The 16,767-nt window shown below is 46.1% G+C and carries 14 protein-coding genes; 10 read left to right on the plus strand and 4 right to left on the minus strand.

The genetic code is table 11. The features are described 5' to 3' along the window. The first annotated feature begins 92 nt into the window (after positions 1 to 92). The 8 genes from L9Q40_RS12765 (at position 93) to L9Q40_RS12800 (ending at position 9,482) form a co-directional block, all read left to right on the plus strand. On the plus strand, positions 93 to 1,238 hold the full coding sequence (locus L9Q40_RS12765; protein ID WP_498793507.1) for an ABC transporter substrate-binding protein: 1,146 nt from the start codon (positions 93 to 95) through the stop codon (positions 1,236 to 1,238). Between the two features lie 9 nt (positions 1,239 to 1,247). Further along, positions 1,248 to 2,957, plus strand: coding sequence for an ABC transporter permease (locus L9Q40_RS12770; RefSeq protein ID WP_498793509.1), 1,710 nt, complete (start codon positions 1,248 to 1,250; stop codon positions 2,955 to 2,957). Further along, positions 2,923 to 3,570: an ATP-binding cassette domain-containing protein gene (locus tag L9Q40_RS12775; protein ID WP_498793510.1), complete on the plus strand. Its 648-nt coding sequence runs from the start codon at positions 2,923 to 2,925 to the stop codon at positions 3,568 to 3,570. The genes L9Q40_RS12770 and L9Q40_RS12775 overlap by 35 nt, the downstream gene beginning before the upstream one ends. Further along, entirely contained in the window at positions 3,563 to 4,174 is a 612-nt protein-coding gene (locus L9Q40_RS12780) for a CDP-alcohol phosphatidyltransferase family protein (RefSeq protein WP_498793511.1), read from the plus strand. Before L9Q40_RS12775 ends, L9Q40_RS12780 begins: the two co-directional genes overlap by 8 nt. 124 nt (positions 4,175 to 4,298) lie before the next feature. Beyond that, the gene (locus tag L9Q40_RS12785; RefSeq protein WP_014231534.1) at positions 4,299 to 4,775 is read left to right on the plus strand and encodes an outer membrane lipoprotein; all 477 of its coding nucleotides are present in this window, start codon (positions 4,299 to 4,301) and stop codon (positions 4,773 to 4,775) included. A gap of 208 nt (positions 4,776 to 4,983) precedes the next feature. Beyond that, positions 4,984 to 6,513: a nitric oxide reductase transcriptional regulator NorR gene (gene norR / locus L9Q40_RS12790; protein WP_498793512.1), complete on the plus strand. Its 1,530-nt coding sequence runs from the start codon at positions 4,984 to 4,986 to the stop codon at positions 6,511 to 6,513. A 174-nt stretch (positions 6,514 to 6,687) separates the two neighbouring features. Beyond that, positions 6,688 to 8,349 carry a hydroxylamine reductase gene (gene hcp / locus L9Q40_RS12795; RefSeq protein WP_498793513.1) on the plus strand — a complete coding sequence of 554 codons (1,662 nt, stop codon included), beginning with the start codon at positions 6,688 to 6,690 and terminating at the stop codon, positions 8,347 to 8,349. Between the two features lie 83 nt (positions 8,350 to 8,432). Next, on the plus strand, positions 8,433 to 9,482 hold the full coding sequence (locus L9Q40_RS12800) for an FAD-binding oxidoreductase (RefSeq protein ID WP_498793514.1): 1,050 nt from the start codon (positions 8,433 to 8,435) through the stop codon (positions 9,480 to 9,482). A gap of 93 nt (positions 9,483 to 9,575) precedes the next feature. Here the strand turns inward: L9Q40_RS12800 and L9Q40_RS12805 are convergent, their stop codons facing one another. The 3 genes from L9Q40_RS12805 to L9Q40_RS12815 form a co-directional block, all read right to left on the minus strand. Then, entirely contained in the window at positions 9,576 to 10,508 is a 933-nt protein-coding gene (locus L9Q40_RS12805; RefSeq protein WP_498793515.1) for a class I SAM-dependent methyltransferase, read from the minus strand. 30 nt (positions 10,509 to 10,538) lie between these two features. After that, positions 10,539 to 11,231 (minus strand): TIGR01621 family pseudouridine synthase, encoded by a 693-nt coding sequence (locus L9Q40_RS12810; RefSeq protein ID WP_498793517.1) that lies wholly within the window; start codon positions 11,229 to 11,231, stop codon positions 10,539 to 10,541. Positions 11,232 to 11,439: 208 nt separating this feature from the next. Continuing rightward, positions 11,440 to 12,810, minus strand: a complete 1,371-nt coding sequence (locus L9Q40_RS12815) for a sodium-dependent transporter (RefSeq protein ID WP_217906122.1) — start codon at positions 12,808 to 12,810, stop codon at positions 11,440 to 11,442. A 425-nt stretch (positions 12,811 to 13,235) separates the two neighbouring features. Here L9Q40_RS12815 and cls point away from each other — a divergent pair, with 425 nt between their 5' ends. Further along, the gene (gene cls / locus L9Q40_RS12820) at positions 13,236 to 14,690 is read left to right on the plus strand and encodes a cardiolipin synthase (RefSeq protein ID WP_014231527.1); all 1,455 of its coding nucleotides are present in this window, start codon (positions 13,236 to 13,238) and stop codon (positions 14,688 to 14,690) included. A gap of 240 nt (positions 14,691 to 14,930) precedes the next feature. Further along, on the plus strand, positions 14,931 to 16,136 hold the full coding sequence (locus L9Q40_RS12825; RefSeq protein ID WP_498793519.1) for a cystathionine beta-lyase: 1,206 nt from the start codon (positions 14,931 to 14,933) through the stop codon (positions 16,134 to 16,136). Positions 16,137 to 16,195: 59 nt separating this feature from the next. Here L9Q40_RS12825 and L9Q40_RS12830 read toward each other — a convergent pair whose 3' ends face one another. Then, a complete protein-coding gene (locus L9Q40_RS12830) occupies positions 16,196 to 16,765 on the minus strand; it encodes a DNA-3-methyladenine glycosylase I (protein ID WP_065296668.1) in 570 nt (189 codons plus the stop codon). Positions 16,766 to 16,767: the final 2 nt, after the last annotated feature.

The raw sequence follows: 16,767 nt of genomic DNA on the forward strand, positions 1-16,767 counted from the left end.
ATAGATAGCTTACTATCCATGTAAGGGATTGAATTTTATAAGCCTTATTGCACTCATCGAAGTAAAACAAATTGACATAAATCGGATAATGTATGAATAAGCTACTAAGCACCATCGGGATTTTAGCTACGGCTTTTGCTACCAACACGTTTGCCGAAGACTGGCAGTCCATAGAAAAACAAGCTGACGGTCAAACCGTTTACTTTCACGCTTGGGGAGGCTCGCAAGAGATCAACCGCTATATCCAGTGGGCGGGTAAGGAGCTCAAGTCTCGCTACAATGTGACGCTCAACCATGTCAAAGTCACCGATATTTCTGAAACTACCACTCGATTGATCGCAGAAAAAGCCGCAGGTAAAAATACTGGAGGCAGTGTCGATATGGTTTGGATCAACGGAGAAAACTTCAAGTCGATGAAGGACAACCAACTGCTATATGGTCCGTTTGTTGATGCTTTGCCAAACTGGCAATACGTAGACAAAACGCTCCCTGTTAATGTGGATTTTTCTGAGCCGACCGATGGACTTGAAGCGCCGTGGGGCGTGGGTCAATTAGTCTTCATTCATGATACGGAGAATTTGAATAACCCTCCTCACTCTTTTGCAGAAATGCTCAGTTATGCCAATGCGTTTCCCAACCGTCTGACGTACCCTCGCCCACCCGAATTCCACGGTACCAGTTACATCAAAGCGTTATTGATCGAGCTGACCAACAACGATCCCGCATTACAGAAACCAGTCAACGCGGAGACATTTGAGCAAGTTACGCAGCCGCTATGGCAATACTTAGATAAGTTCCACAAAGTAGCCTGGCGTGGTGGTAAACAATTCCCAGCAGGCACGGCAGAAACGTTGCAGTTACTCGACGATGGTCAGATTGATTTAGCCATTACATTCAACCCAAATGCCGTTTTTTCTGCCCAGTCGAGCGGTACCCTTTCTGAAACGACTAAAGCTTATGCGATGGATGCTGGCGCGCTTTCCAATATTCACTTTCTGGCCATTCCGTGGAATGCAAACGCCAATGCCGGTGCGCAAGTTGCGATAAACTTCTTACTAAGCCCTGAGGCGCAGTCTCGTAAAGGCGATATTAATATTTGGGGTGATCCTTCCGTACTGAGCAGTAAGTATTTGACGGGTACGGCAAAGAATACGCAGCAATTTAAATCGCTTAATGAACCACACCCAAGCTGGCAAAACGCGCTAGAGCAAGCGTGGTTAAAACGTTACGGGAATTAGTACGAACAAATGTTAAGAGCGCTGTATCTCGTTATTATCGCAGTTTGTATTTTGCCCACCATCCCCGGCCTGCTAGGGGTGGTGGTTTCTGCGCTCGGCTATGTCCCACCTATCGGTCTGACCCAGTTCTCATTAAATGGCTTTACTGCTGTATTTGATTGGCAAGGGGTCTGGACCTCTATCGGACTCACGCTCTACTCTGCTATTTTCAGCAGTTATTTAGCGTGCGTACTCACTTTCGCTATTTTGCAATCAGCTTGGAACAGCAGATTCTGGCAAAAAATAGAGGTTTTCCTCTCGCCACTACTTGCGATGCCGCATGTCGCTTTTGCGATCGGATTTGCCTTTTTGTTTGCTCCGACAGGCTTGGGCGTTCGTGTGGCGACTCAGTTCTTTGGTTTCGACCCAAACGCACAAACCGTTAATGACTTAGCGTTGCTGATTAAAGATCCTCATGCGCTTGGTTTAATCATCATGCTGGCAATCAAAGAGACGCCTTTTCTACTGCTGATGAGCATTCCAATTTTGCAGCAACTCAATGTTGATAAAATTGAAAAAGTCAGCCATTCAATGGGCTACAGTACAGTCCAGACTTGGTGGAAGTGCATTTTCCCGCAGTGGTTAGCAAAACTCAGGTTCCCAATGCTGGCAGTGATTGCTTATAGTTTATCGGTTGTCGATATCGCACTCATCATTGGCCCAACCAATCCACCAACTTTCGCTGTGTTGGTTTGGCAGTGGTTTAATGATCCCGATCTGGCACTTTGGCCAAGAGCGGCCTCAGGCGCAGTGATTTTATTTGTTATTACCACAGGGTTGATTGGCTTAACTCGTTTTGTCGAATGGTTAGTCACAAAGGGCTTTAAACGTTGGCAATACTCTGGACGATCTGGGCTCAAACTGCCCGGAAAAGTGCTGTTTTCTCTTATCACATTACTGACTTTTGTCATCGTACCTTTGATGGTGCTGTGGAGTTTTGCTCAACGTTGGCGATTTCCGGATCTCTTACCCAGTCGTTACACCCTACGCTTTTGGCAATATGAGTGGGAGAGTATTTTAGGCACGATAGAGCAAAGTATCACAATCGCGGTGATCAGCGCGTCCATTGCTCTAATCCTGGCGTTAATTGCTCACGAATATAAGCTTCGCTATCGCTGGCAGGTTCCGGATTACGTCATTGCCGTCCCTATGCTTATCCCGCAATTGTCGGTACTTTTTGGCATCCAGGTCGCGACTTTGTATTTCAACAGCAATGCCTACTTTTTCTGGGTTTGCTGGGCACATGTTTTCTTCGCCTTTCCGTTTGTCTACTTATCGCTGGACGGCCCTTGGCGCAGCTTCAACAACGGCTTAACTCGTGTCGCCCTTAGCTTAGGCAAAACACCGCTACAAACCTGGCTTAAAATAAAACTTCCAATCCTGCTGCCTGCCATTGTTTTTGCCTGGGCTGTAGGTATCAGCGTCAGCTTAGCGCAATACCTGCCAACGCTGGTGCTTGGTGCGGGTCGAATAAGCACAATCACAACCGAAGCGGTAGCGCTTTCCAGCGGTTTCGACCGGCGCGTTACGGCAATCTACGCGATTTGTCAGGCTCTTTTGCCATTAATGTTCTTCTCTTTTGCAATTTTGCTAAGCCGTTTAAACGGCAAATACCGCCGACTTTCAATGAAAGGTTTACTTAACCATGAGTCTTTGTCTCAAAAACCTCGCCATCCATAAAAACAATGGCTATACACTTTTCTCTGGATTTAACATCACTGTAGAGAAAGGCGAAATTGTTACCCTAATGGGGCCAAGCGGCTGTGGTAAATCTACTCTGTTAGATGCCATTGCCGGACATCTATCGAGCGAGTTCCATTATTCGGGTTCCGTGACACTCAACGATGAAACGCTTGATCGACTTCCTGCGCACAAGCGCAAAGTCGGCATCCTGTTTCAGGATGATATGCTGTTCCCTCACCTGACGATATGGGAGAACCTAGCCTTCGCACTACCAAATGCCATCAAAGGAAACACAAGAAAAGAAAGCGCGATGCAAGCCTTGAAGAATATTTCCTTAATCAAAATTGCAAACTCCTTCCCCGACCAAGTTTCAGGTGGTCAACGAGCACGTATTGCCCTGACACGCATGTTGCTCGCACAACCTAAAGCAGCACTTTTGGATGAGCCTTTTAGTAAGCTCGATAAAGACCTGAGAGTGCAATTTCGCAACTGGGTGGTTGAGCAACTTCAACAAGCCAATATCCCGACGATAATGGTCACCCACGATGAAGATGACATTCCCGAAGGTAGTCGCTGTATAACTTGGCCATGGGAGACAGAGAATGCTTGATCGTTTCAGTATCAAAGTCATCAGATGGCCATTGACTCAAAGTGCGCAATTCGTCGACAAGTTTGGCATCACGGCTAATCAAACCACCCTATTTGGTTTTGCTATTGGTTGTTTAGCCGTACCTGCCCTGATCACAGAACATTATTTAACAGCACTGCTGTTTATCCTGCTTAATCGATTTTGTGATGGACTGGATGGTGCCTTAGCTAGAGTTCAGGGGATTACCGACGCTGGCGGCTTTCTCGATATCAGCTTAGACTTTCTGTTTTATTCACTGATCCCTTTCGGGTTTGTGCTTGCGAATCCGGAACAAAATGCCATTGCAGGTGCTTTCTTAATTTTCTCGTTTGTCGGAACGGGTAGTAGCTTCTTGGCATTTGCGATAATGGCCAGTAAACAGGGTATCGATAATCCGGTTTATAAACACAAATCACTCTACTATATGAGTGGCTTGACTGAAGGCACTGAAACCATAGGCGCTTTCATTGCATTTTGTATCTTCCCGCAACATTTCGCACTGATTGCCTATCTATTTGGTGCTGCCTGCTGGTTCACTACCTTCACACGTATCTATTCCGGCTTTCATACGCTCAAAGACAATTAACACCGTTTGAGAATGCAAATTCCCTCGGGCTCAATTATGGTTAAGTCGCTGTTTTATAGAAACTCTCAGCACATACTAAAATAGGGTATATACTCTTTGAGTATCAAAGCCATTTGGAGGTTATATGAAAAAATACGTCAAGCTAGGCATGTTGCTTACATTTTCCGTAATCGCATTAGGAGGCTGTACCTCTCCTAACCCTTACGGTGATGCATATGGCTCGGCAGACACTCGAAAAGTTCAGCAGGTTTACTACGGAACGGTGGAAAAAGTTGAACCAGTGACCATTGATGCCTCCACGCAATCCAATGCCATCGGGACAATCGCCGGTGCAGCAATTGGTGGTATATTAGGCTCTAAAGTTGGTGGCGGCTCAGGCTCTGATATCGCAGCCATTGGTGGTGGCTTATTAGGTGGCTATGCAGGTAGTAAAACCGCCGAAGCGACCGCAAAACGAAACGGCGTCAACCTAACCATTCGCATGGAAGATGGAAAAATCATCTCTATCGTTCAAGAAGCGAACCCAAACATGATATTCCAGCCGGGTCAGGCGGTACAAATCAACATGTATGGTAGCGAAGCAAGGGTCGTACCTCGCTAATCTGGACTTATGGAATAGGAGTCATTCCTCCGAACTCTCGACTCGAATTCAGAATCCGCGCAAGCATACTTAATAACGTTATGCTTGCGCGTTTCTTTTGAGATCAAACTTGATCGTCGTCAATGGAACATCAAACTTCTGGCGTTTTCGATGTGAAAATGACATCAACTTGCTAGCATGGCCGCATTCACCTGTTTCCGAGCTTGTTATGACACCGACTATCGATCACGTTTTACTCAATATCGCATTAAACCTCAGCTCTAATCGCTCCCATGAGCAACAGTACCAAAGTCTTATTGATGGTGTGGCACAAGTATTTCCATGCGATGCTACCTGCCTGTTTATTTTTGATGAAGATGGCTTCCTCACACCTGTTGCAGCGAAAGGGCTATCAAGCTCAGTATTAGGTCGTCGTTACTTTCCCAAAGCTCACCCACGACTCGAAGCCATCATTCAGAGCAGAGATCCTGTTCGGTTCGATGCCCGTTGTCCACTACCCGATCCATTTGACGGTACACTGTTAACCGAAGACCAATGTATTGATGTTCACGATTGCATGGGATTTAGCTTGTATGTAGAAGGTCAACTCGTTGGCGCCCTGACGATGGATGCTTTGGCAGTAGGTGCGTTTGATGATATCGACCCTGTAGCAATCGAAACCTTTGCGGCTTTAACCGCAGCAACGCTACGTAATATCGCTCAATTAAAAGCACTCAAAACTCAAAACCAAAAGCAGAAAAATGTTACTCAAACGCTTATCCAACAAGCTCGTTCACAAAAAGGAGAGATGATTGGATTGAGTCCGCAAATCACTCAACTACGTAACAACATCGCCACGGTAGCTCAATCTGATTATGCAGTTCTGATTACAGGTGAAACGGGTACGGGTAAAGAGCTGGTCGCGCATTCGGTGCATGCACAATCTCACCGCAGCGATAAGCCAATGATCTACGTGAACTGTGCTGCCCTGCCTGAAGGTCTGGCTGAAAGCGAACTGTTTGGTCATGTCAAAGGCGCATTTACTGGTGCCAATAGCCACCGCGCCGGTAAATTTGAACTGGCCGATGGCGGAACGATTTTCCTTGATGAAGTGGGCGAACTGCCTTTGATTTTGCAGGCAAAACTGCTGCGCGTTATTCAGCAAGGCGAACTTCAGCGTGTAGGTAGCGACCAGCATTTGATGGTTAACGTTCGCATTATCGCTGCAACCAATCGACAACTGGAAAAAGAGGTCGAAGCTGGTACATTTCGCGCAGACCTTTTCCACCGTTTAAATGTATTCCCAATTCTAGTGCCGCCACTGCGCGCTCGTGACGGTGACATTCCTGTTTTAGCGGGATATCTTCTTGAAAAAGTACGCCAGCAGTTCAACGCGCCTAATTTACACGTTCACCCTAAGGTATTGACTCAACTAGAATCTTTACCTTGGTACGGGAACGTCCGCGAGCTCGAACACACGTTAACTCGAGCGGCTTTGCACGCAATTCAACAAACTGCTAGCACAATCATGCTGAGCCATTTTGACACCTCGCTTGCACTTGACGATGTAAAAAACACATCACACTACCTGCCGAAAGAAAGTCAGCCCATGCGAGAGTTAGTCGAAGGCTATCAGCGTGATTTGATTGAACATGCTTTAAACCAAACCGGTGGAGTTTGGGCAAAAGCAGCGGAGTTTTTACAAATGGATCGCGGTAACTTATATCGAATGGGTAAAAAATTTGGGATCAATAAATAGGCACACATAACAATGCGATGTAATTAAGACATCAAACACGTTGTCTTAATTACATCACCCCGCTCCTCAATAACACAAAAAATCTTTAGTAATCAATAAGATATTAATTGGCACGCATTCTGCTCTCTAGTGGTCATCATCACGACTATTAAAACAAACACTGGAGAACCCAATATGTTCTGTATTCAATGTGAACAGACAATTCAAACCCCTGCTGTTAAAGGTTGTTCTTTTGCACAAGGTATGTGCGGTAAAACATCTGACGTATCTGACCTGCAAGACGTGTTGGTTTACACACTACAAGGGGTTTCTTTTTGGGCATCAAAAGCACTTGAATTCAACATCATTAACGATGAAATCAATCAATGGGCACCAAGAGCATTCTTCTCTACACTCACTAACGTAAACTTCGACCCTGAACGTATCCTTGAGCTAACATCTCAAGCCGCCGCTTACAAAGCACTACTCAAAGAACAAGTACTGTCTGCTGCGACTTTGTCAGACACCGACCTTACTGACATTCCTGCCGTTGCCAACTTCGAGCTACCAAACAGCGCTGAAGCTATCCTGGAATTTGCGCCTCAAGTCGCGGTTAACCGTGGTAAAGACCAAGTGCATGAAGACGTGATTGGTTTGCGTCTACTTTGCCTGTACGGTCTTAAAGGTGCGGCTGCGTATATGGAACACGCACGCGTACTTGAACAAACCAACAACGACATCTACGCCGAATATCATGAAATCATGGCGTGGTTAGGTACCGACCCGAAAGATCTTGGTGCACTGCTCGATTGCTCAATGCGCATTGGTTTGATGAACTACAAGGTAATGGAAATGCTAGACCAAGGTGAAACGACGACCTTTGGTCATCCAGAGCCAACAACGGTTAACGTCAAGCCGGTAAAAGGCAAATGTATTCTGGTATCTGGTCACGATTTGCATGACCTGGAAAAGATTCTGCAACAAACAGAAGGCAAAGGCATTAACGTTTACACCAACGGTGAAATGCTACCTGCACACGGCTACCCTGAGCTTAAGAAATACCCTCACCTGGTGGGTAACTACGGTAGCGCCTGGCAAAACCAACAGAAAGAATTTGCGAACTTCCCTGGCGCAATCGTGATGACATCAAACTGCCTGTTGAACCCAAATGTGGGTCAATACGCAGACCGCTTATTCACACGTAGTATTGTTGGCTGGCCTGGTGTGGCTCACATCGAAGGCGATGACTTCAGCCAAGTGATTGAATGTGCACTCGCGCAAGACGGTTTCCAACATGATGAAATCGAACACCACATCACGGTTGGTTTCGGTCGCAATGCACTGATGAACGCCGCGCCTGCGGTTATCGACCAAGTGAAACAAGGCAACATCAAGCACTTCTTCCTGGTAGGCGGTTGTGACGGCGATAAAGCCGAGCGCAGCTACTACACCGACTTCACGGCAGAAGCGCCTGAAGATACGCTAATCCTGACATTGGCGTGTGGTAAGTTCCGCTTTAACAAAAATACGTTCGGCGATATCAACGGCATCCCTCGACTGTTAGATGTAGGCCAATGCAACGATGCGTACTCAGCAATCCAGCTTGCTCTGGCACTGGCGAAAGAGTTTGACTGTGACATTAATGAACTGCCACTCACTCTTGTGCTTTCCTGGTTTGAGCAAAAAGCGATCGTTATCTTGCTAACGTTGTTCGCTCTGGGTGTGAAAGGCATTTACACCGGCCCTACTGCACCGGCTTTCCTAACACCAAACCTAATCGCAATCATCCAAGAGAAGTTCGATATGCGCAGCATTGGCAATGTTCAGGATGATCTAAAAGCTATTCTGGCAGCCTAAGAGACCGCTCGCTATGCGCCTCCTAATCTGGGGGCGCTTTTATAATCTAAGATTTTGAACTCGCTCCAACCAAAGAGATTGTTATGTTTTTTGAATGGCAAGGCAACCAACCCGTCACGCTCCGTTGTATCGACAAATATTTCGAAACACACGATACCGTCAGCATCAAGTTGGCCGAATTAACCGAATCACTTCTGTTTCAATTTAAACCCGGTCAGTTTATTAATCTGGGTGTCGAAATTGATGGAAAATTGGAATTTCGTGCCTATTCAATCAGCTCCGTTAATGAAGACGATCACCTTCAACTTACCATCAAGCGTGTAGCTGGCGGTAAAGTATCTAACTACATCGTCGACTCATTACTACTTGGCGATACCGTTCAGGCTTTGCCACCAGCAGGCGAATTTAACTGCATTGACCACCCGCCCGTTCTACACGACGGAAAAACAAAAGCGCTGCTGATCAGTGCTGGTTGCGGCGTCACACCAGTATTTTCGATGGCAAAACACTGGCTGAATAATCAGGATGAAAGCAACGTGGATATTGAATTTCTCCATATCGCGCGTAGCCCAGAAGAGACGATTTACTACGATCGGTTAGAAACGTTCGGTGCCGTGTATCCCAATTTCCATTTGAAGCTGTTGCTGAAGAACAACGAAGGAACGTTGCATCCGCAAGGTCGCTTGGACGCAGACTGGCTGCAAACGCTAGTCCCTGATTTTAAGCAACGCACGGTTTACCTCTGTGGCCCAAGCCAGTTCATGCAAGATGTTCACGGATACTTGAGCGAACTCGGTTTTGACATGGCAAACTTCTATCAAGAGAGCTTTACGCCAGCAGCTACGGAACCTTCAGCGGTATCAGATGAAACCGCCAGTGTCTCCGTGCCTGACTTTGCTCAAACCATTGATGCGCAAAAAGGTCAGGTATTGGCAGATGTGCTTGAAGGCGCGGGCTTACCCCTCATCGTCGCATGTCGAAGTGGCATATGTGGGTCTTGCAAGTGCAAAGTTCGTAAAGGCAGCGTCTCTTCCACCAGCCTAGAAACATTGACGCAAGAAGAAATTGAACAAGGCTATGTGCTCGCCTGCTCATCAACCATTGAAGCAGATCTTGAAGTGCAGATTGGTTAATTCTCCAAATACAAAAAAGCGCCGCGATGCGTCTGATTAGATGTTTCGCGGCGCTTTTTGTTTAATTTTTCTTCTATTGCGACAGAGAGTTTTTTAGCTAAATAGCAACACTTTCAATGCCGCTTCACTGTCCACGTCCGTAAACTCTGGCGGGTTATCCAGACGCTCGCGGAACGTCAGTTGTGGCGCTTCTTCTTGCATACTTTCAATCAAGAAATCACTGGTCACAGATGGTGAGTTCACACACGCCATTACTTGCCCGCCCTCTGCCAACAAATCAGGCAGTCGGCGCAGAATCTTTTTGTAGTCTTTGGTCAGTGCAAAGCTGCCTTTCTGGAATGAAGGTGGGTCAATGATGATCATATCGTACAGGCCAGATTTTTTAATTTTGCCCCACGACTTAAAGATATCATGCCCCATAAAGCTGACTTGGTTTGTGTTGTGACCATTTAGCTTATGGTTCTCGCGCCCTTTAGACAGCGACGCTTTCGCCATATCTACGTTTACGACTTTGTCTGCACCACCCGCTATGGCAGCGACAGAAAAGCCACAGGTATAAGCAAACAAGTTAAGCACATTTTTATGCTTGGCATTTTCGCGTACCCAATCGCGACCGTAACGCATGTCCAAAAACAGACCAAAGTTTTGGTTGCGGCCAATATCCAACTGGTATTTCAAACCGCTTTCTTCAACTACGGGGCGAGCATCTAACTCACCAACAAGCACTTCTGAAGGTGCGCCATCGGCATAACGGTGCTGAAGTACCATTGTACGGCCTTGTTTGCTTGCCCACAGTTCTGATTCAGCTAACGCATTGAGGCCACTTTTCAATTCAGCGAGAAACGCGTCGTCGACTTCTTTGAATAAGTTAATGATCAACTGACCTTGTAACCAGTCGCAAGTGATTTGCTCTAGACCTTCAAAACGACGGCCACGGCCGTGAAACAGTCGACGAATTTCACTCGGAGCTTGCGCGAGCTCGGTTTCCAGATGCTGAAAAAACAGCGAAAGTTGTGATGCTTGCATCGAATTCTCTTATTAATTTCTTTGTGACGGTTATTTGATCGTAGGCCAGTTCAGTTCCCATGGGGAAAGCCAGCTATCCAAGCCTTGAGAGACAATTTCACTGTGCCATTTATTGCCAAGGGCTTCATAATCTCTCGGATCGCAGACAAAGCGATATTGCTCATCATGATATTGGAAGCAAAGTGAGAAGGCATGCAGATAACCGCGATCAGCTTCGTTACCCGCATTGTAAATTGGATCGCCAACAATACCTGAGCCAACCGATTTTAATGCCACGCGGATTTGATGCGTTTTGCCAGTGTGAGGCTTACACAAAAATAGGCGCTCACCGGGTTCTGCAGCAAGGGAGAAAAACTGTGTTATCGCAGGATTATGTTTGCTGTTTACCAGTTTCCATGATGAACGGCGTGAACGTTCCATATCGCCAATCACCAAACCTTGTTTCTTTTTCGGCTTTTTCGAGCCAATCGCCAGATAGAATTTTTCCACTTGTCGATCAGCAAAGGCTTGAGACAAGACGCTGGCCGCTTTGGCGTTGCGTCCGAGGAGCAGAATACCCGACGTCATTTTATCCAACCGATGGATGAGATATAGCTGCTCATCCCCACTCTGCTTCGCCACTTCTTGCAGCAGCATAGTGTCACCATCGTCTTTATGAACAGAGACGTTGGGATGCTTGTTGATGATCAGAAAATCTGGATGGGTATGTAGAATATCGAACATAAAAACCTAGCTCCACGTTTGGAGCCAGAAGTATACCGATTCTGATTGATTAGGCGAGCTTAAACTGCCTATTCCGCTTTCCCTACCCCTAGCTTACGCTCTAAAAGTTAACGTGTGTAAGCTGCCTACAAATTATCAAGTAAGCAAGAATCAGTAACTGGAATAAAAAAGGGAGCCGACCTGGCTCCCTTTTTAAAGATGTGACGGTTTACAGCTTCTTCGAGAAGATAGCTGCCAGGCCGATAGTCACGATACCGAGTACCATGATTTCACCTTTACCACTGTCAAATCCTGATTTGATGCCCATGAAAGCAACAATTGCAATCGCGACTGGAATAACGTACTTCACTAGGTTGTACCATAGCCCAAATAGTGGGAAAGATACTTCACCATCATTCGTGATTTCTTTCTCAAGTTCATCACGCTTGAGTCTCCAGCCAGCAAAGATACACAGCAACATACCACCAACAGCCATAAAGATTTTGTCAGTCAGTAGGTCGAAGATGTCGAATGCACCTGTACCAAACAGTGTTGGACCCATTCCGCCCAGTGACAAAGAAGCGAATACACACAATATTGCCATTACCGAGCTTGCTGAAAGCACCGCTTTTGAACGCTTCATACCTTTTTCATCGATTAGGTAAGAAACCACAACTTCAAGCAGTGAAACCGAAGACGTTAATGCAGCCGCCGTCAGACCAACAAAGAACATAATCGCAAACAGGAAGCCGATTAGACCGCCCATTTCAGCAAACAGTTGTGGAACAACAACAAACACCAGACCTGGGCCTGCTGCTGGCTCAATACCGAAAGCAAACATCGCAGGGAACATTGCAATACCCGCAAGAATTGCGACGCCTGTATCCATTGCTGTAATCATGCCTGTGGTTTGAACCACGTTTTCTTTCTTCTTCAGGTAAGAGCCGTAAGTAATCATACAACCCATACCCAAACTTAGTGAGAAGAACGCCTGCCCGAGCGCAGCAAGTACCACACTGCTGTTGACTTCAGAGAAGTCTGGCATGAACAAGAACTCAACACCTGCCATTGCACCTGGTAGCATCAGACCTTTTATTGATACGACGATCAAAATAAGGAATAGCAGTGGCATCAGAACTTTACCTGCTTTCTCGATACCGCCAGAAATACCTTTCATAACAATGAAGATATTCATGAACAGGTAAAGCGCCATCCAAATCAGAGGCTGGATAGGGTCAGAGATAAAAGCTCCAAAGCTATCGCCGATAGCGTCAGGAGTACTCAGCAAGCCCGAGCCCACCTTAAAGATGTAAGCCAGAGCCCAGCCGCCAACAACAGGGTAGAAACCCATGATTAGCAGGCCACTCAGTACGCCCATTACGCCTGTAAACGTCCAGCGGCGATCGGTTGATTTAAATGCACCAACAGCAGCTCGACCTGTTTTTCGACCAACGGCAAATTCGGTCAGCATTACACTAAAGCCAATAAAGATGACGAAGATTAGATAAATGGCAACAAATGCGCCACCGCCACCCTCTCCCGCCGTGTAAGGAAATTTCCATATATTACCTAAGCCGACAGCGGAACCCGCTGCGGCCATAACGAAGCCTAATTTAGACCCCCACGTATCACGTGGTGCTGTATTAGTTGTAGCCACGCTTTTTCTCCAAAATTAAATGTGTTGTGTTTGCATTGAGATAGGCGTCAAAAATGTGTGTTTATATTAAGTTATACACTTATGAAAATAATGTTAGACGCTCTATGCGGTCAGTAAACCAGTTCCCCATTAAAATTAAAAGCCTCAACAAGTATATTTATCGCACAATTGCTGCATCACGCATGTTATATGCTGCTTTTTTATTCACTGATTAAAGATTAACCTTGGTTTTCAAACATGAATAACAGATTCCCCTGTTATGAACTTAATCCCTCATATAAAATCACTCTAACTCTTAATAAGAAAGCAGTTTCCCCAACACACTTTTATGCCTAATATCCTAGATGGGCGTATAAATTTGAGCGTATATGGATAAGTTTTATCATTTTCTTACTCTTGCTGGCATTGGACTGTATTGGTTATTGGTCGCTGGTGTCACCATTCGGGTAGTTTTAAAACGCCGTGCCGTAAGTGTTTCGTTAGCGTGGCTGATGATCATTTATATTCTTCCGGTTCTTGGTGTCGCGTGTTATTTCCTGTTTGGTGAACTTAATTTGGGCAGAAAGCGAGCTGAGCGCGCGAAAGAGATGTTCGCCCCCTTTGCAGAATGGTTCAGCCAACTTAATGATTGCCACGCGCACATGCCTGAAACGATGGGGCGTCATATCTATCGCATTGATGAACTGTGTAATAACCGTCTCGGGCTACCCGCTCTCAGTGGTAACACGCTCTCATTGCAACAGAAGCCAGACGAAATTTTGCACTCGATTATCGAAGATATCGAAAATGCGCAAACCAGTATTCGGATGGTGTTCTACATTTGGCACCCCGGAGGTCTAGCCGATTCCGTCGCCTCAGCGCTTATCCGAGCATCCAAACGTGGTGTCAATGTAAAACTGTTACTGGATTCTGCTGGCAGCCCACGCTTTTTCAGAAGCCCGTGGTACCGCATGATGAAAGATGCGGGCATTGAAGTTATACAAGCCTTGGAAGTGAAAATGTGGCGTATTTTCTTGCGCCGTTTAGATCTTCGCCAACACAGAAAGATCATTGTTATTGATGACGAGATCGCTTACACCGGCTCAATGAACCTCGTCGATCCGGCTTACTTTAAGCAAAGCAGTGGTGTCGGTCATTGGATTGACATTATGGTGCGGATTACTGGCCCAACGGTTAATGTGCTAAGCGCCATTCACTGCTGGGACTGGGAGGTCGAAACCGGCGAGCGTCAACTTCCTAAGCGACCGGAATGCAAAATCGATAGTTATCAGTACCAACATCCGATACAAGTGGTACCGTCAGGTCCAGGCATGCCGGAGTATCTTATTTATCAGGTGTTAACGTTAGCGATCAATCAGGCCAATCGTTCGGTGAGAATCACCACTCCGTATTTCGTGCCGAACACCGATTTGCTTGAGACACTGAAGATGACCGCGCAAAGAGGCATTGAAGTAGAACTTATCATCCCTCATAAAAATGACTCGGTAATGGTTCAGTGGGCTTCTCGCGCCTTCTATAGTGAGCTTCTTGCCGCGGGTGTAAAAATTTATGAGTTTTATGGCGGGTTGCTGCATACAAAATCTGTCGTTATTGACGACCAATTTTGTTTAGTCGGCACCGTAAACATGGACATGCGTAGCTTGTGGCTGAACTTTGAGGTAACGCTTGCAGTCGATGATGAAGACTTCACCAAAGAGATGTCATCTCTGCAAGACAGTTACATCAAACAGTCCTATCCGGTGGAAAAAAAGGTGTGGGATAAACGGAGCTTGTTCTCTCGCTTCTTAGAGCGTGTTTTCTATCTGTTTAATCCTCTGCTTTAAAGAATTTTGCTGGTAAGAGCGACTTCAATCCCGCACCAAACTGTTTGGCGCGGGATTGTTTTATCTGACTCCTATAAACCCCAAATAAGTGAGATAACCCTCATCACACTCACTGGGTATTCCCTTAGGCTATTAGGTGTTCCAAGTGGTTATGGCTCGATAATAGAGTTTTCCCTTGCAAACAACCCGTAGTCCATGTTTTAAATAATCAAAATCGTTTTATTTAAACAGGGAATTTATATGTCAGAGGGCAAAAAGACCAAGCTGATTACCGCAGGCCGCGATAAAAAGTGGACAAACGGTGTTGTTAACCCACCAGTTCAGCGTGCTTCAACCATCGTATTTGATAGTGTTGCAGAAAAAAACCAAGCAGCAATTAACCGCGCAAACAAAACGCTGTTTTACGGACGTCGTGGTACTAACACACATTTCGCGTTTCAGGACGCGATGGTTGAAATTGAAGGCGGTGCGGGGTGTGCTCTCTACCCTTGTGGAACTGCAGCTATTTCGAACACAATCCTGTCTTTAGTTGAGACTGGTGACCACATTCTTATGGTTGACACGTGTTACGAACCGACTCGTGATTTCTGTAACGTCATCATGAAAAAAATGGGCGTAGAGACAACCTACTACGACCCAATGATCGGCGAGAACATTCGTGATTTAATTCAACCAAATACCAAAGTACTTTTCCTGGAATCTCCGGGTTCAATTACCATGGAAGTACAAGATGTTCCGACCCTTGCTCGTATCGCCCATGAGCACGACATCGTTGTGGTACTCGATAACACTTGGGGCGCTGGTGTTAACTTCTCTCCGTTTGACCATGGGGTTGATATTTCAGTGCAGGCTGCGACGAAATACATCGTCGGTCACTCAGACGTTATGCTGGGCACGGCAGTCGCTTCAGAGAAATACTGGCCACAATTGAGAGAACAAAGCTACTTGATGGGACAGTGTGTTTCTCCTGACGATGTGTATCTGGGCCTCCGCGGTCTGCGCACTCTAGATGTTCGTCTTCGCCAACATGCAGAGAGCAGCTTAAAAGTGGCTAAATGGTTAGAAACTCGCCCTGAAGTGGAGCGTGTACTGCATCCTGCACTGGAAACCTCGCCAGGCCATGAATTTTTCAAACGCGATTTTACCGGCGGTAATGGTCTGTTCTCATTCGTACTCAAAACATCATGCCCTAAAGCAACAACAGCCTTGCTTGACGGTATGAAACACTTCAGCATGGGCTACTCCTGGGGTGGTTACGAGAGCTTGATACTTGCCAATGAACCAAAGAGCTTTAATAGCTTACGCACAGTCTCGCACCCACATTTTGAAGGGACGTTAATCCGTCTTCACATTGGTTTGGAAGACGTCGAGGACTTGATCGCCGATCTGGAAGCAGGTTTGGCAAGATACAATGCCCTGATTCTAGAGGAAGAAGTTTCACTTTAGGAATCGATATCCACAAAAATGCCCTCAACTCGAGGGCATTTTCTTATAGTTTGGTTTAGTCAGTCCGGCACCGTTTTACACGGACATCCGACGATATGGTCATCTACCATTCCGACCGCTTGCATAAACGCATAACAGATGGTTTCTCCGACAAATTTAAAACCTTTTTTCTTAAGGAATTTACTCATCGCTTTTGATTGCTCGGTAGACGCGGGCACTTCGCTCATATCCTGCCATTGATTGATCACTGGATTATGGTCGACAAACTGCCACAAAGCCTCTGACAAACTTCCATACTCATCAATCAACGCCTTAGCGGCTTTTGCGTTACTGAACACTGAATTGATCTTGCCGCGATGTTTGACGACATCATAATTGTCTACGATATATTCAGCTCGCTCTTCACCATGCTGCTCCAAAGCATCTAAATCGTAGTGTTCAAATGCTTCTCTGTAGCCTTCTCTTTTCTTTAGTATGGTTATCCAGCTTAGCCCCGCTTGTGCACCTTCAAGCGTAATAAATTCAAACAGTACTTTATCGTCATAAACGGGTATTCCCCACTCAGCATCATGATACTCACGTTCCAGCGGGTGGTTCATCGCCCAGGCGCAACTGTTATTTTCTGTCATTA

It is taken from the genome of Allocatenococcus thiocycli, assembly GCF_921292965.1.
Classification (GTDB): domain Bacteria; phylum Pseudomonadota; class Gammaproteobacteria; order Enterobacterales; family Vibrionaceae; genus Vibrio; species Vibrio natriegens.

What these genes read in the sequence shown, in the direction of transcription:
- L9Q40_RS12765 (WP_498793507.1), top strand. Translation starts at nt 93, where the DNA reads ATGAATAAGCTACTAAGCACCATCGGGATTTTAGCTACGGCTTTTGCT.
- L9Q40_RS12770 (WP_498793509.1), top strand. Translation starts at nt 1,248, where the DNA reads ATGTTAAGAGCGCTGTATCTCGTTATTATCGCAGTTTGTATTTTGCCC.
- L9Q40_RS12775 (WP_498793510.1), top strand. Translation starts at nt 2,923, where the DNA reads ATGAGTCTTTGTCTCAAAAACCTCGCCATCCATAAAAACAATGGCTAT.
- L9Q40_RS12780 (WP_498793511.1), top strand. Translation starts at nt 3,563, where the DNA reads ATGCTTGATCGTTTCAGTATCAAAGTCATCAGATGGCCATTGACTCAA.
- L9Q40_RS12785 (WP_014231534.1), top strand. Translation starts at nt 4,299, where the DNA reads ATGAAAAAATACGTCAAGCTAGGCATGTTGCTTACATTTTCCGTAATC.
- norR (WP_498793512.1), top strand. Translation starts at nt 4,984, where the DNA reads ATGACACCGACTATCGATCACGTTTTACTCAATATCGCATTAAACCTC.
- hcp (WP_498793513.1), top strand. Translation starts at nt 6,688, where the DNA reads ATGTTCTGTATTCAATGTGAACAGACAATTCAAACCCCTGCTGTTAAA.
- L9Q40_RS12800 (WP_498793514.1), top strand. Translation starts at nt 8,433, where the DNA reads ATGTTTTTTGAATGGCAAGGCAACCAACCCGTCACGCTCCGTTGTATC.
- L9Q40_RS12805 (WP_498793515.1), bottom strand. Translation starts at nt 10,508, where the DNA reads ATGCAAGCATCACAACTTTCGCTGTTTTTTCAGCATCTGGAAACCGAG.
- L9Q40_RS12810 (WP_498793517.1), bottom strand. Translation starts at nt 11,231, where the DNA reads ATGTTCGATATTCTACATACCCATCCAGATTTTCTGATCATCAACAAG.
- L9Q40_RS12815 (WP_217906122.1), bottom strand. Translation starts at nt 12,810, where the DNA reads ATGGCCGCAGCGGGTTCCGCTGTCGGCTTAGGTAATATATGGAAATTT.
- cls (WP_014231527.1), top strand. Translation starts at nt 13,236, where the DNA reads ATGGATAAGTTTTATCATTTTCTTACTCTTGCTGGCATTGGACTGTAT.
- L9Q40_RS12825 (WP_498793519.1), top strand. Translation starts at nt 14,931, where the DNA reads ATGTCAGAGGGCAAAAAGACCAAGCTGATTACCGCAGGCCGCGATAAA.
- L9Q40_RS12830 (WP_065296668.1), bottom strand. Translation starts at nt 16,765, where the DNA reads ATGACAGAAAATAACAGTTGCGCCTGGGCGATGAACCACCCGCTGGAA.